Below are 12,973 nucleotides of genomic sequence, written 5' to 3' on the forward strand. Positions count from 1 at the left end.
CGCGAGGATCAACCGCACAGAGCGTCGGTCTGGCGAACAGAGAAATCCTAGCGCGGCAGCGACTTGCCAGTCAACCAGAGCAACTACTCGACTACTCAGCAGCCGCCTGGGCGTATACCTTGATCGGCGCGGTCGTTCCGTCGCTGGCAGTGAACACGCCGGCGAACTCGATCACCGGCTGCAAGACAAGGTCTTTGCCGGCGTCGGTCAGGATCGCGCCGAGGTGGACCGACTCGGCGCGGAACTCGCCGCCGCCGGCCGACAACCCGCCGTCGCGCCAGTATCCGTCGCCGTGGGTCACCATCTGCCAGGCGTCAGTAACACTGCGCAGGTCGACCGACTCTTCGTAGTCGATCGTCAACCAGTAACCATATGCTTCAGCGACTGTGCCGTCTCGTTGCAACATCACCGTGACTCCGAGCGGATAGCCGAGGTCGGGAACGGGCACGCCGGCAAGCGGAAAAGCGACTTGCCAGAGACCATCGCGTTCCGCAACGGACGACTCGCCCAACGCCGAGACGGGATAACCGATGTCCGCGAGCCAACTGCGCGCGCTATCGCCGAGCAGGGTCGGCGATAGCACGCCTCCGCCCGGCGCGGTATTGCTGGAGAGCTGAAAGACACCTGCGGCAGGACGCCAGTAGAGCACGCTGGCGCCAGGAACGCCGGCAAGTACCTCGACGCGGCCGGACAGATCCGTTGCGCGAACATCGTCGGCCGGGATGCCGGCCTTTCGGGCGACCTCGCGACAGAACGTGACCGGATCCTCGGAAGGCGGTGAGAGATGGTAGACGATGGCGGACGCCGCCAACGCGGTGGCCGTCGCGTTCATCACGTAGGTGACGCCGCCGGTTGGACCCGGCCCGCCTCCCTCGGTAGCTGGCGCTGGCCCCTGCTCGACCGTGGTCGCGTTCACGCCAGGCAGAATCGCCAGAAATGCGGTCGCGCGTTCAGGCGCGGACGGTCGAGTTGGCTGCGGGGTTGTCTCACTTCCCCCCGGCACAGGTGTCTCTGTCGATGAGAAGACTGCAATCGTCGCCGTCTCCGCGTCAGCGGTCTGGTTGGCGGCAACGACAGGGCCAGTCTCGGTCGCGCCCCCGGCTGGTTGTTGAGCCCGAGCGGATGCCGTTTCCACCGACTTCACGCCAATGGCGACAGACGGTGACGCCTGGCGATCCGGCCAGAACGCCACCATGCCGGCGACAAGCGCAAGGACGAGGATCGCCGCGACCGAGCCGTAGACACGCAGATTCCGGGAGAACCATGGATGCGGCTTCGGCACGGGCGAGATTTGGACAGGCCGATCGATGAGCTCAGCCTTCAGACGCGAGCGGAATGCCGGGTCGGGGAGATCGCGAGGCAGATCGTGCTGGAGCAATGCGGCGAGCGCGACGAGTGAGTCGAGCTGCGTGTCCCCAGAGGCCGACGACGCCCCACTGGCAATAATCTGATCGATCGCCTGGTCGAGCTGATCCGCCTGGTGCGGATCGAATCCGATCGGCTGCTCAGACATGATGATGCCCTACAGTTGCCCGCAACGCGACCAGCGCGCGGTGGACGAGCTGCTTGATTGCCCCCTCGGAGCGGCCCATCAAGTCACCGATCTCTCGATTCTTCATGCCGTGCGAGAATTTGAGAACGAGAACGCGCTGCTGATCTGGGGGGAGCTTGCTGATCATGACCGCGAGCTCCTCTGCCTGCTCAGAGCGCCAGACCTGGTCGGCCGGGTCGTCATCCGATTCCTCGTAACTACTGAACACGGTGACGTCCTCGACCAGCACCTCACGGCCTCCCGTTCGTCCGCGCCGGTTGATGATGTTGCCGGCGATCCGGAAGAGCCAGGCGCCAAACGGCAGCCCCCGCCACTCGTAACCAGGAAGAGCCTGCAGAGCCTGCTGAAACGTCTGGGCCGTAATGTCCTCCGCTTCGTGATGGGTCCCCACCCGCCGATAGGCGTAGCGATAGATCCGATCGACGTAGCGTTCGTAGAGCGCCCCGAACTCACGCGGGTCGCGCTTCGCGGCCGCGACCAACGCTCCTTCGAGCTCGACCTCTGAGACATCACGTTCACCAGTCGCTTCGAGCGACTGCGCCCGGCGAATGCCGATCTTCTGACCGTCCGGGTCGTCGTTACCCGTCAACGCTCGGGCGCACCCTTCACGACAGCACAATCCGACTTCACGCCGGAGGTTACACCTACCACCGATTCCATCCTTCATGCAGCATGAGACACGTCACCCTGTATTGAACGATACGAATCTGAATCCCACCTGAACGCGCATGACGTCATATAGTCGGAACCCTATCATTCTAAGGTGACCGAGGATCACGTCAGGAATAGTGAAAACGGACGGTCAGAAGCTGATGGATGAGCACGCACGGACGCGAGCGCTGACCCGCGCGGCGACAGATACCGACGTCAACGCGATCGCCAGAATCTACAATCAGGGAATCGCCGGCCGGATGGCGACATTCGAGACAACGCCTCGAACGGCGGACGACATTCTTCGCACGCTCGCGGCTGGTCGGGGTCGGTATCCGTTTCTTGTCGCAACGATCGACGACGAGGTGGCCGGCTGGGCCAGTGTCTCCACCTACCGGCCGCGCGAATGCTACGCCGGGATCGGTGAGTTCTCGATCTATATCGACGAACGATGGCGCGGACAGGGGGTTGGCCGTGTCCTGCTGCCAGCGCTGATCGACGCCGCCGAGCAGATGGGGTTCTGGAAGCTTCTGTCGCGCGTCTTTCCGGCCAACTCAGGCAGCCGGCGATTGTGCGCCGCCTGCGGCTTCCGCGAGGTCGGAATGTATGAGAAGCATGCGCAGCTCGACGGCCGGTGGATCGATGTCGTAATCATCGAGCGATTGATCCCGGCCAATCAACCAGCGTAACCGCGTCAGGGGAGCTCGAGCCCGTACCGATCCAGCAGCGCCTCGTCGTCGATGATCTCGCTGGTCGGCGCGTCAACGACAATGCGACCCTCGTGCATGATGACGGCGCGATCGAACAGATCACGGACGAGCCGCATATCGTGGGTCGAGGCGATTAGCGTCTGTGGCAGACCGCCCAGCAGGGCGATCAGTCCCTTGCGAGCACGAGGATCCAGGCCGGCCGACGGCTCATCGAGAACGAGGATGCGTGGATCCATGGCCAACACGGTCGCGAGACTGATCCGCTTGCGCTGACCCAGCGAGAGGTGATGCGGCATGCGATCCTCGAATCCAGCCATATCGACCGACGCGAGCGCCGCGCGTACCCGATGCTGGATCTCCTGCCTCAACAGTCCCATGTAGAGCGGGCCATACGCGACATCGTCGAAGACCGTTGGCGAGAAGAGCTGGTCGTCGGGGTTCTGAAAGACGAAGCCAACGGTCGCCCGGATCTGGCGCACGGTCGTGTCGCCAAGCGCCAGCCCGCCGATCTCGATTGCCCCCTGGCCACGGATGACTCCGTTGAGGTGCATCAGGAGCGTCGACTTGCCTGCGCCGTTCGGGCCCATCAGCGCGACGCGGTCGCCAGTGTGAATCGTCAGGCTGATGTCGCGCAGCGCTGGGTGGCCGTTCGGGTAGACGTAGCTCAGATTGCGGATCGCGACCGCGGGTGGCGCGCCTGTGGCGGGCTGATCTTCGTTCGCAACGCGCCTGGCAACCAGTAATTCAGAGTCGCGCATAGAGCACCAATCCTCCGAGCGCGACCAACGCACAGGTCGCAAGCAGATAGTCGGCGCGGGTCAGCGGCGGCTCATCCATGAAGCGGACGGTTCCGTCATAGCCACGGGCCTGCATTGCCGCGTAGATCCGTTCGCTTCGAGCGAAGCTGTGGATGAACAGCGTGCCGACCATGTTGCCGAGCACCCGCCCGCGCCAGGCCACAGACCCGCCGCCCGAGACGCCTGGCATGAGCGCGCTGCGCGATTCCCGCGCGCGCATCATCCGCTGCCCTTCGCCGCCAATGACGAACAGATACCGATACATGAAGAATACGGTCGAGGCGAGCACGCGGGGGACACGCAAGCGTTCGAGGCCACGAATGAGCTCGAGCGGCCGGGTTGTCGAGGTAAGGACGACTGCCATCAACACCGCGAGCCATGACTTGAGCAGAATGCTGACAACCGCGACCAGCCCGCTATCGGAGATCGACCAGCCAAGCAGGGGGAGTGTGGCGACCGGATTGCCGGGGCGGGTGAAGATGAGCGGCACGGCCGCGAGAACGAATGGCGCGGCAAGCAGCGAGCGCCGGACGACAAGCGCCATCGGCAATCCACTCACGAGCATGACCAGCGCGACAAACGCCCCGAAGCCCGCGAACGCGAGCCAGTGGCCCTCGGGGACTCCGGTAACGGCGAAGGCGAACAACACGACGGTGAGGATCTTGATCCGCGCATCGGCACGATACAGCAGCCCATCCCCGTCGTGATAGCGTTCGCCGGGGACAAAGGACGCCACCTCAGATTGTTCCTGGAGGACCAGGCGTGGTCGACTCGGGGGCACTGGGGAGAGAGCCCGAGGCAGCACGTGAACGCGCGACGCGCTTGAGGCTGTAACCGACGATCAAGCCGATTGCGGCGACGATCAACACACCGATGATACCCGAGAGAATGGTCGCGACCCGCTCGTTCTTGACGCCGGGAACCGCATAGTCGGGAATGATCTCGAACACGGGACCTTTCGCCTGGTGGTGGAACCCGTGATCCTCCGCGACACGTTCGAGCCCGTCAGGATGACCTGACGCAAACGGGCTGAACAGGGTAATGAACAAGGCCAGCCCGACACCAGCCGCGATCAGCGCAGCCCAACCAGCACGCTTCCCCATCAGGCACTCTCCTCGGGATACGGCGAATATGCCTCCGCCGGCGGGCTCGGTGGCGCAACGCCGAGCAGGTCGGGCCGAGCCGACAGGACAAGCCCCACCGCGCCGGCCGTGATAGCGCCCTCGCCAAGACCGATCAACACATGGACGCCGAGCATCGCCGGCAGGACGATACTCCACGGCGAGGTGCCGGAGATCGCCAGTTGGGCCGACGTGAAGAGCGCCGCCAGCATGACGCTGATCCAGGCGCTGACAAACGCACCGCCAAGCAGCCCGGCCCGGCTGGAGCGCAGCACACCGGTGACCGCGCGGAAGATGCCAAAGCCAACGAAGGCGGGCAGGATACCCATGTTGAAGATGTTCGCGCCCAGCGCGGCCAGCCCGCCATCCTGAAATACCAGCGCCTGCACACCAATGACGGTCGTCATAACCAGCACCGCTGCCCACGGGCCAACCAGAATCGCAGCCAACGCGCCACCCAACAGATGGCCACTGGTGCCACCGGCCACCGGGAAGTTCATCATCTGCGCAGCGAAGATGAACGCCGCGAGAACCCCCATCAGCGGCGCAGTGCTCTCCTTCAGGTGACGATTCGTCTGCCGAACCGCAGTGCCAACAATGATCGCTGTCACGATGTACATGACCGACGCGACCGGGACGCTGAGAAAGCCGTCCGGGACATGCATAAATACCGGCAGCATCGGCATGCTCATCAGGCACTCCAGACGGTATGGGGGCGAAACATCACGGGGCTTGCTAGGTGCAAGTACTTGCATCTAGCAAATATGCTACGTGGCGCGATGTGCAATTGTCAAGGTCGACCGTTCGGAGCACGGACCCGTTCCTGCGCCAGTCGTGCCTGCGCATCTCGTCCAGATGTTGCCGTCGGTGTTGGTCGTAGCAGCTCACAGGGGTCGCTCGAGGCCGGCCAGGCGGGCAATATCGTCGAGGTTGCTCCATTCCATGCCGCGCTGACCAGCCTCGATCTCATGAATCACCCGCAGCACGGCGGCGTTGACCGGCGTCGGGACGCCTGCTTCGAGCCCCTTAGCGACGATGACGGCCGACTGCATATCGACTTCGGTCTTGCGCTTCTTGATCTTCAGGTCACGCCAGATGCCCATATGCTGCTTGATCGAGGCGCGCATGGCGTCGGCCATCTCCTGGAGGGCAGCGCGACTGGCAGCGTCGAAACCCGGCCCGGGCGCGAAGGCATTGGGGTTGAATTCTCCGATATTCTCGAGGGAGTCCGCCTGTGATCTGGCGACCAGGTACGCCTCGGCTGACGCCGTCTGAGCGAGACGCATACCGAGGGCGTTGTCAATAACCTCCGGGACGGTCGCGTCGACGGTCGAGAGCAGAAAAGCCATCGCGCCATAGACGAGCTTGCCCCAGAGGAAGCCCCAGAGGTTCGTTGTGATCTCCATCGGCATCACGTTCGACAGCGCGCTGCGCAAGGCTTCGATACGCGGCGTGATCGATCCGTCGAGCTCGCCGATGTGGATCGTCTGCTCGTTACCAAGCTGAATCAGCCCCGGCTCGATGTAGTCGGCTCCAAAGTGGACGAACGCGCCGACCGTGCGATCGGCGCCGACTGCCGCGGCGATCACTTCCTCATTCAGGCCGTTCTGTAGCGAGAGGACGAAGCCATCCGGCGCCAGCAGCGGTCCGATCTGCTCCATCGCGGCAGCCGTGAAGTGTCCTTTGACGCAGAGGATCGTCGGGCCAAGCGGACCACGGAGGTCGCTCGCGAGCGCCGCCCTGACCGGGTAGGTATGGTCGCCACGGACTCCGGTGATCCGCAGGCCACCGTCGTTCATCGCACGGACATGCTCGGGGACGATATCGACGAGCGTTACATCGTAGCCGGCCTGTGTCAGAAACGCGCCGACCGTCCCGCCGATCGCGCCCGCTCCAACGATCGTTATCGGAATTGCGCGTAGATCCATCTTCACTGTTCCTTCGCTCACGACGAGATCGCCACAACCGACAGTGTAACGCGCCGTCCGTGGCGATCGTCCCTGTCCCGCTGGCGGCCGGCGAGACACAGCGAACCGAGAGACGCCCCCTCATGCCGACGCATAACGGTCCTGCGGGCACCGCATTACATTGAATAGCGAATCGGGGTATAGACAAGCACCGCGGACGGGTGTACGTTCTATGAAAATGCCCGATCCAACGCGCAATCCGTCACGACTCGCGCTTGCTTCTCGCTCAGGTGCTTTACAAATCGGCAACTTCAGCTATCCTAGAAGACAGGTTTGTCGGATTCTTCACAAAGTCGATGAGTGAGTTGACATAGTATTGGATTGCTGCTAGACTTACGAAGTTTCGGCGGGTGGTGGGGAGCCGCCGAAACCACTGAAGCTAGCACATGCGGGGAGCAGAAGGAGTCTCATGACTGAGCGCGCAAACTACGACACGTACGAGCTGGAGCGATTAGCTGCCGACGCCGAGGTCGGCGAGGTAATCGATGAGTCCGCGGAGCTCATCGACCAGGCGACCAGCGATGCTGTCTACCGATATTTCCGCGATGTCGGCGGTCACCGTCTTCTCTCGCACCAGGAGGAGATCGACCTGTCGCGCAAGGTGCGCGCGGGGCTGGAAGCGCGTCGCCTCCAGAGCGAGGAGATCGAGGTCGAGAATCTCGACCAGGTGCTGAAGGTGGCTCGCGAAGCGCGCGAGAAGTTGATCCGCCACAATCTGCGGCTGGTCGTCTCGATCGCCAAGAAGTACCGCTCGAGCGGGCTTCCGCTGATCGACCTGATCCAGGAAGGCAACATCGGCCTGATGACGGCCGTCGAGCGCTACGACCCGGAGCTGGGATATCGGTTCAGCACGTATGCAACGTTCTGGATTCGTCAGGCCATTGGCCGGGCGGTCGCGAACCTGTCTCGCACAATCCGGGTCCCGGTGCACATGCATGATCTGATCTCGAAGGTCCGTCGGACGGAGGCGCAGCTCGAGCAGAAGCTCGGTCGCCCGGCCACTGACGCCGAAGTTGCCAAGCAGCTCGATCTGGAGGTCGAGCGGGTCGTTCAGGCGCGCACGGCAATTCCGCGCACCTCATCGCTGGACAAGCCGATCGGCGAGGACGGGGAGTCGACCATCGGCGACCTGCTTCCGGATCCGGCCAGCGATCAGGTCGTCGAGGAGGCCGTCTCGAGCGCGATCCGCGACCAGATCCGTAAGTCGCTGGATCAGCTGACCGAGCGCGAGCGTGGCGTCCTGATGCTCCGTTTCGGGCTTGGTGGCCAGCACCCACAGACCCTGGCCGAGATCGCCGAGCATTACGGCATCAGCCGCGAGCGGGTTCGGCAGATCGAGAAGGAAGCGCTTGCCAAGTTGCGCAAGAGCGACCTGATCGAGCTGGCCAGCGCAGCCTGACGGCAGAGCGAATCTAAAGCAACCAAAGCCCGGGCGACCACATTCGCCCGGGCTTCGTCATGTGTGTCGTCGCTCGCTCAGACGGTGAAATCGTGGAAGTGGAGATCATCGACCAGTTCGAGCGCAGGACGGTTGGCGGCAGTCAAGATCAGCTCGAGCGTCGCCTCGCCCCGGCCGGCGAGCGCGTTGACGCTCGACTGCGCAGTCGCCCGCGCCAGCCCACGCTGCTTCCAGGCACTGGCTGTCATCAGGATCGCCAGCAGTGGCGTTCCCTGGTAGCGGCTGATCAGGCATGCCGAAGCAAGCCCCTCAGGGCTAACCGCAACCATGCTGCAGTCCAGGATCGGTTCACCGTAGAGCCCGCCGAAGAACTTCTGCACTTCGAGCAACGCGCCATCGAGAGCCTCGTCAGACGAAGCCTGCAGTGCGCCACCATAGGCGTCGACCATCAGCGCGGCGAGATCATCGGCATCATCGAACGTGACCGGACGAATGACGAGCGTCGAATCAACCGTCCTGGTTACGACCTCAGCGACCAGGTGAGGGCGGGAGACTGGCAATCGACCTTCCTCTCACTGCCTGCGAGCGGTTGACCGGGGATCGTCGAACGGCAGGCGCGCGATCCGGGCCGCGTCATCCATCGGACACCTCCGACATCGCCGCGCCGGAAACAGTCCAGGCACGGCTACGTTCGACAAGAAAGGCAAGGGCCGACAGTGGCGCGGCAATGACGAACCCTGCGACGAACGGCAACGCATGTCCGACGCCATAGAGCTGGCCGGCGGCGAGCGGCGCGGCGACATCGGCAACGCCAACCCCCATCTCGGCAGCGCCATAGGCCCGCCCGCGGAGTCGTTCTGGCGTGACTTCTGCCACTGCCGCCGAGAGAAGCGACCAGACCGCGCTGAACGAATAGCGCAGCATATAGCCCAGGGCAACGAGCGCGACGTTGCCGGTGGCGATAAACAGGAGAAACGCAACTGCAATCAGCGCGAGCGTTACGCCTATACCAGTAAATGGCCTGGAAAGCGGCGGCCAGTGGCTGACGAGGAGCGCGAACCCGAACCCTGCCGCAGAGCCGATCGATCCGAGTGTCCCAATCGTGCCGAGGCTGTAGCCGCGTTGATCGTGCAGGAAGTTGGGCAAGAGCGTCGTCCCGACAAACACCAGCGGAACCAGCGCATGGAAGGCGAGGATGAGCCGCACCGGCCGGCTAGCAAGCAGTTCGCGGTAACCAGGGCGGACACCGCCAGAAGGCGGGGCAGGCTTCGCCGTGGACGCCCCGAGGTCGTCGAGGAACAGGAGCATCGCCGCGCCGACAGCAAAACAGATCGCCGATAACGCGTAGACCAGACGAAAGCCGGCCAGCTCGGCCAACCAGCCGCCAACGGCCGGCCCGACCAGCATCCCGGCCGCAATCGACAGGTTGAAGATATAGGTATAGGCGCGTGTTCGCTCGCCCTCGGGAGCTGCGGTCGCGACGTAGGCCGAAACGGCCGGGATTGCCAGAGCTGACGCATCGAGCGCAATCGCGCCGACCATTGCATGCCACCAGACACTGGCCTGTGTGAGCACGAGAGCCCCGAGCACCGGCGACGCCATCGCCAGAACGACGATGCGCTTCAGCGAGCCACGGTCGGCGATCACACCTGCCGGGAGTGCCAGAATCGTCCGCATGACGGCGCCAGCCCCGATGACCAGACCGATCTGGCCGGGGCTGGCGCCGAGGCTCTGGATAAACAGCGTCCAGATCGCAATCTGGAGCGCAAACCCCAGCCCCCAGACGAGATGGCTCCAGAAGAGCAGGCCGTTATTTCGGCCAAGCCCGAGATCGGCTCGCCTCCAGCGCGATCCAGTTGGCGGGTCCGCGATGTCGTGATTCACCGCGGCAGTGTACATGTCACGATCGGCGTCGTCGCGGCCGAACGCTAACGCGTGACTACCCGGGTGGCCACAGACACGTTGCGAAACTCCGGGTTCGCCAGCGCCGAGATCGCCACCAGCGTGAATACCGCCGCGATCGCCGCCATGACGAGCGTCACTGCGACGCTGTCGAGGACGAGACCGGCAATCACGACACCGACCGGCGATGCAATCGAGATCATCGCCATCAGGCTCGAGTTGACGCGCCCGAGCAGACTCTCCGGCACTCGTTCCTGGAGAATGACCATCATGATCGTGTTCATCGGGCCGTTCGCCAGACCGAGCACTGCCGCGCCAGCCACGCTCAGCGTGATCGCCGACGACCATGGCAGTATCCATAGGCCAGCGGCCATCACGACCAGCCCGCCCAGCAACCAGACCACCCGCGAGACGCGCGGCCCAACCGCGCCAAGGACCAGGGTGCCGACCAGCGAGCCGCCGCCGAAGCCGGCGATTATCAGACCCAGAACCCGTGGGTCGTTGAACACTTCCTTGGCATAGACAGGCAGGACGACCGCGAATAGCGCGCTGAACAGGAAGTTCGCGACGACCGCGACGCGGACAACCGCGGACAGGAAGCGGTCGTGAATGACCAACCGCACCCCGGCAAGCGCCTCGCGGAGCATGCCTTCGCCTCCCGGTTCCGTTGCGATACCCTCTTCCGCGGATCGCTTCCAGGGAATCAGCGCGCCGATCAGAAGCGCCGAGACGGCAAACGAGGCGGCATCAACGTAGAGGACGGTGGTTGCGCCGAGAAGGGACATCAGCACGCCAGCGGCCAATGGGCCGGCGATCATCGCGACCGAGCTCGCCACCTGCATGCCGGCGTTCGCGGTCTCCAGAGACGCGCCCGAGCGCGCCGCCAGCCGGGGGATCATCGACTGACGAGCCGCGGAGCCAGGGATATCGAGGAGCGCCCCGATGAACACGAGGATGAGAAGTTGCCAGAATCGCAGCAGGCCAAGCAGATGGAGCGTCGGGATAATCGCGACCGTGACGCCACTCAGAATATCGCTGACAACGCTGGCGTGCTTGAAGCCGACGCGATCGACGATCAGCCCACCAGCCATGCCGGCCAGCACAACCGGCAGGAGTGACGCGAACGCTACCAGCCCGGTGCGCGCGGCGCTTCCGGTCGTCACATAGACGAACCAGGGGATAACCAGTGCCGTGAGCGAGTTACCCGTCAGCGAGATGCCGCCGGCGAGCACGAGCATCGGGATTGCCAACCGGTCGCGCCGGTTCGGCGATCCCGCCAGCGCACTGTCCAGATCTTCGCGGTCCTGAATGATCGTCACCACGTCTCTCAACCTACCGCTCGGCCCGGTCGCCGCGGTCCGTGCCGAGCGCCTTGAGCATCTGATCTGCCTCGCTGACGCTGACTTCTCCGCGCGAAAGCGCATCGAGAATGGCGCGCATCTGCTGCTCGCCCGTCAGCACTCGCACGCGGGTCGTCGTCGCTTCGGGCTGCCCGGGGCTGGCAACTGTCGGCAGATCGGGCTGGTCTGGCGGAACTGGTGGGGACGGCGGGACCAGCGGTTCCGGCACGCGAGGTGGCGAAACGCTGCGTCGCGCGTTCCGAGGCAGACGGACGCGGATATCACCACGCTCTGCCTTGAGCCGCAGATCGATTCGCTCGGTCGCCGACGGATCAGAGACGCCGACATAGCGTTGGGTGGCTCCGCGTGGGCCGGGGCGAGCGACGCTGACGAGTGGGATATCGGAGTGAATCTCGCCGCCAGCGATCAGCGCCTCGACGCGGACCGGCACACCCCCCGGAAGGTCGAACGAGATATCGCCGGAGCCGGTCTCAGCCGAGAAGGAAGTGACACTCGCCGCCTCGTCGTTGCTGAAATGCACACCACTATCTCCCGCGACGAACGACATCCCGCCTTTCATGATGCGCAGGCCAGCGTCTCCCGCTTCCATCTCGAAGCCGGGTCTCGAGATCCGGAGCCCTTTGTCGGTGGCCGAGAACGCCACGCCCTTCGAGCGCAGGATGCGCGAGACGAGGCTCTGGTCACCTCCCCCCGGGCTCCACTCCGCATGGCCCGGCAAGAGCAGCTCGGCGCTCGATATGATGTCGCCACGCCCGACCTCAACCGCCATACCGACAAGACTGCCGTTGTGGATGATCACGTCGCCACTGCCGATCTTGGCGACGACGGTCTGGTGGCGTGGACGCGTTACCGCGACATCACCGCTACCGCTCTTGATCGTCAGACTACCGGCCGAGTCAGAGACCGCGAAATCACCACTGCCGAGCTTGACCGTCAGGCTGCCGCCGACAGTCTCACAGTGGACGTCTCCCTTGCCGACAGACACCACCAGTTCGCCGATCATCGTGCTGGCGTGGATATCACCCGCGCCAGCGTTGATCGCGACACTGCCACTGCGATTGGACAGGCGCACGTCTCCCTTGCCGACGCTGTACTCCAGCGAGCCGGTTCCGCCGTCGACACGCGTATCGCCCTGGCCATGCTTGAGATCGACGCTTCCGTTCAGCCCACTCAGGTAGAGTTCGCCTCGCTCGACGCTCCCCGAGATCGGCGGGCATCCCGAGGCAGGGACGGTCAATGTCGGCGGCCGGCCGCCCGAGCGCCGACCCTTCTGATAGACGACGATCTCATCCGCCTCGCGAATCAGCGAGATTCCGTTGCCGCCTCCGTCTGCCGACAGGAACACCTGACCAACCATAGCCGGGTCGGCGACAATCGACAGATCGGTTTGCTCGCAATCCAGCCGTATGCGGCTGACTCCCTCGAGCGCGCCGGGAACATCGCCGGTAGTGGTCTCGTCATTCTGTGCCATTGTGGCTACCCTCGAATCCTCTCGCGGCTCCTGCGTCAGCCC

The 12,973-nt window shown here is 64.2% G+C and carries 13 protein-coding genes; 2 read left to right on the forward strand and 11 right to left on the reverse strand.

Translation table 11 applies throughout. The features are described 5' to 3' along the window. Positions 1-91: 91 nt before the first annotated feature. Positions 92-1,513 (reverse strand): hypothetical protein, encoded by a 1,422-nt coding sequence (locus V9F06_12160; protein MEI2618357.1) that lies wholly within the window; start codon positions 1,511-1,513, stop codon positions 92-94. Beyond that, positions 1,506-2,141 (reverse strand): sigma-70 family RNA polymerase sigma factor, encoded by a 636-nt coding sequence (locus V9F06_12165; protein ID MEI2618358.1) that lies wholly within the window; start codon positions 2,139-2,141, stop codon positions 1,506-1,508. Before V9F06_12165 ends, V9F06_12160 begins: the two co-directional genes overlap by 8 nt. A gap of 199 nt (positions 2,142-2,340) precedes the next feature. On the opposite strand from V9F06_12165, the gene V9F06_12170 reads away from it, so the two are divergent. Then, positions 2,341-2,892: an arsinothricin resistance N-acetyltransferase ArsN1 family A gene (locus tag V9F06_12170; GenBank protein MEI2618359.1), complete on the forward strand. Its 552-nt coding sequence runs from the start codon at positions 2,341-2,343 to the stop codon at positions 2,890-2,892. Positions 2,893-2,897: 5 nt separating this feature from the next. Here the strand turns inward: V9F06_12170 and V9F06_12175 are convergent, their stop codons facing one another. The 5 genes from V9F06_12175 to V9F06_12195 form a co-directional block, all read right to left on the reverse strand. Next, a complete protein-coding gene (locus V9F06_12175) occupies positions 2,898-3,671 on the reverse strand; it encodes an ABC transporter ATP-binding protein (protein ID MEI2618360.1) in 774 nt (257 codons plus the stop codon). After that, on the reverse strand, positions 3,658-4,446 hold the full coding sequence (cbiQ, locus tag V9F06_12180; protein ID MEI2618361.1) for a cobalt ECF transporter T component CbiQ: 789 nt from the start codon (positions 4,444-4,446) through the stop codon (positions 3,658-3,660). The genes V9F06_12175 and cbiQ overlap by 14 nt, the downstream gene beginning before the upstream one ends. 1 nt (position 4,447) lies before the next feature. Continuing rightward, a complete protein-coding gene (locus V9F06_12185) occupies positions 4,448-4,813 on the reverse strand; it encodes a PDGLE domain-containing protein (protein MEI2618362.1) in 366 nt (121 codons plus the stop codon). After that, complete coding sequence (locus V9F06_12190) at positions 4,813-5,523, reverse strand: energy-coupling factor ABC transporter permease (protein MEI2618363.1); 711 nt, start codon at positions 5,521-5,523, stop codon at positions 4,813-4,815. The genes V9F06_12185 and V9F06_12190 overlap by 1 nt, the downstream gene beginning before the upstream one ends. Positions 5,524-5,715: 192 nt before the next feature. Next, positions 5,716-6,759, reverse strand: a complete 1,044-nt coding sequence (locus tag V9F06_12195) for a ketopantoate reductase family protein (GenBank protein ID MEI2618364.1) — start codon at positions 6,757-6,759, stop codon at positions 5,716-5,718. Between the two features lie 448 nt (positions 6,760-7,207). Between V9F06_12195 and V9F06_12200 the strand changes: the two genes are divergently transcribed. Continuing rightward, a complete protein-coding gene (locus tag V9F06_12200; GenBank protein MEI2618365.1) occupies positions 7,208-8,197 on the forward strand; it encodes a sigma-70 family RNA polymerase sigma factor in 990 nt (329 codons plus the stop codon). A gap of 77 nt (positions 8,198-8,274) precedes the next feature. Here the strand turns inward: V9F06_12200 and V9F06_12205 are convergent, their stop codons facing one another. The 4 genes from V9F06_12205 to V9F06_12220 all read right to left on the reverse strand — a co-directional run bounded on the left by V9F06_12205 (position 8,275) and on the right by V9F06_12220 (position 12,931). Then, a complete protein-coding gene (locus tag V9F06_12205) occupies positions 8,275-8,757 on the reverse strand; it encodes a hypothetical protein (protein ID MEI2618366.1) in 483 nt (160 codons plus the stop codon). Positions 8,758-8,830: 73 nt separating this feature from the next. After that, complete coding sequence (locus tag V9F06_12210; GenBank protein MEI2618367.1) at positions 8,831-10,096, reverse strand: MFS transporter; 1,266 nt, start codon at positions 10,094-10,096, stop codon at positions 8,831-8,833. Between the two features lie 29 nt (positions 10,097-10,125). Then, a complete protein-coding gene (locus V9F06_12215) occupies positions 10,126-11,418 on the reverse strand; it encodes an MFS transporter (GenBank protein MEI2618368.1) in 1,293 nt (430 codons plus the stop codon). Positions 11,419-11,431: 13 nt separating this feature from the next. After that, complete coding sequence (locus tag V9F06_12220; protein ID MEI2618369.1) at positions 11,432-12,931, reverse strand: DUF4097 family beta strand repeat-containing protein; 1,500 nt, start codon at positions 12,929-12,931, stop codon at positions 11,432-11,434. Positions 12,932-12,973 lie beyond the last annotated feature (42 nt).

The organism is Thermomicrobiales bacterium, assembly GCA_037045155.1.
Taxonomy (GTDB): Bacteria; Chloroflexota; Chloroflexia; order Thermomicrobiales; family CFX8; genus JAMLIA01.

What these genes read in the sequence shown, in the direction of transcription:
- V9F06_12160 (MEI2618357.1), bottom strand. Translation starts at nt 1,513, where the DNA reads ATGTCTGAGCAGCCGATCGGATTCGATCCGCACCAGGCGGATCAGCTC.
- V9F06_12175 (MEI2618360.1), bottom strand. Translation starts at nt 3,671, where the DNA reads ATGCGCGACTCTGAATTACTGGTTGCCAGGCGCGTTGCGAACGAAGAT.
- V9F06_12185 (MEI2618362.1), bottom strand. Translation starts at nt 4,813, where the DNA reads ATGGGGAAGCGTGCTGGTTGGGCTGCGCTGATCGCGGCTGGTGTCGGG.
- V9F06_12190 (MEI2618363.1), bottom strand. Translation starts at nt 5,523, where the DNA reads ATGAGCATGCCGATGCTGCCGGTATTTATGCATGTCCCGGACGGCTTT.
- V9F06_12195 (MEI2618364.1), bottom strand. Translation starts at nt 6,759, where the DNA reads ATGGATCTACGCGCAATTCCGATAACGATCGTTGGAGCGGGCGCGATC.
- V9F06_12200 (MEI2618365.1), top strand. Translation starts at nt 7,208, where the DNA reads ATGACTGAGCGCGCAAACTACGACACGTACGAGCTGGAGCGATTAGCT.
- V9F06_12210 (MEI2618367.1), bottom strand. Translation starts at nt 10,096, where the DNA reads ATGTACACTGCCGCGGTGAATCACGACATCGCGGACCCGCCAACTGGA.
- V9F06_12220 (MEI2618369.1), bottom strand. Translation starts at nt 12,931, where the DNA reads ATGGCACAGAATGACGAGACCACTACCGGCGATGTTCCCGGCGCGCTC.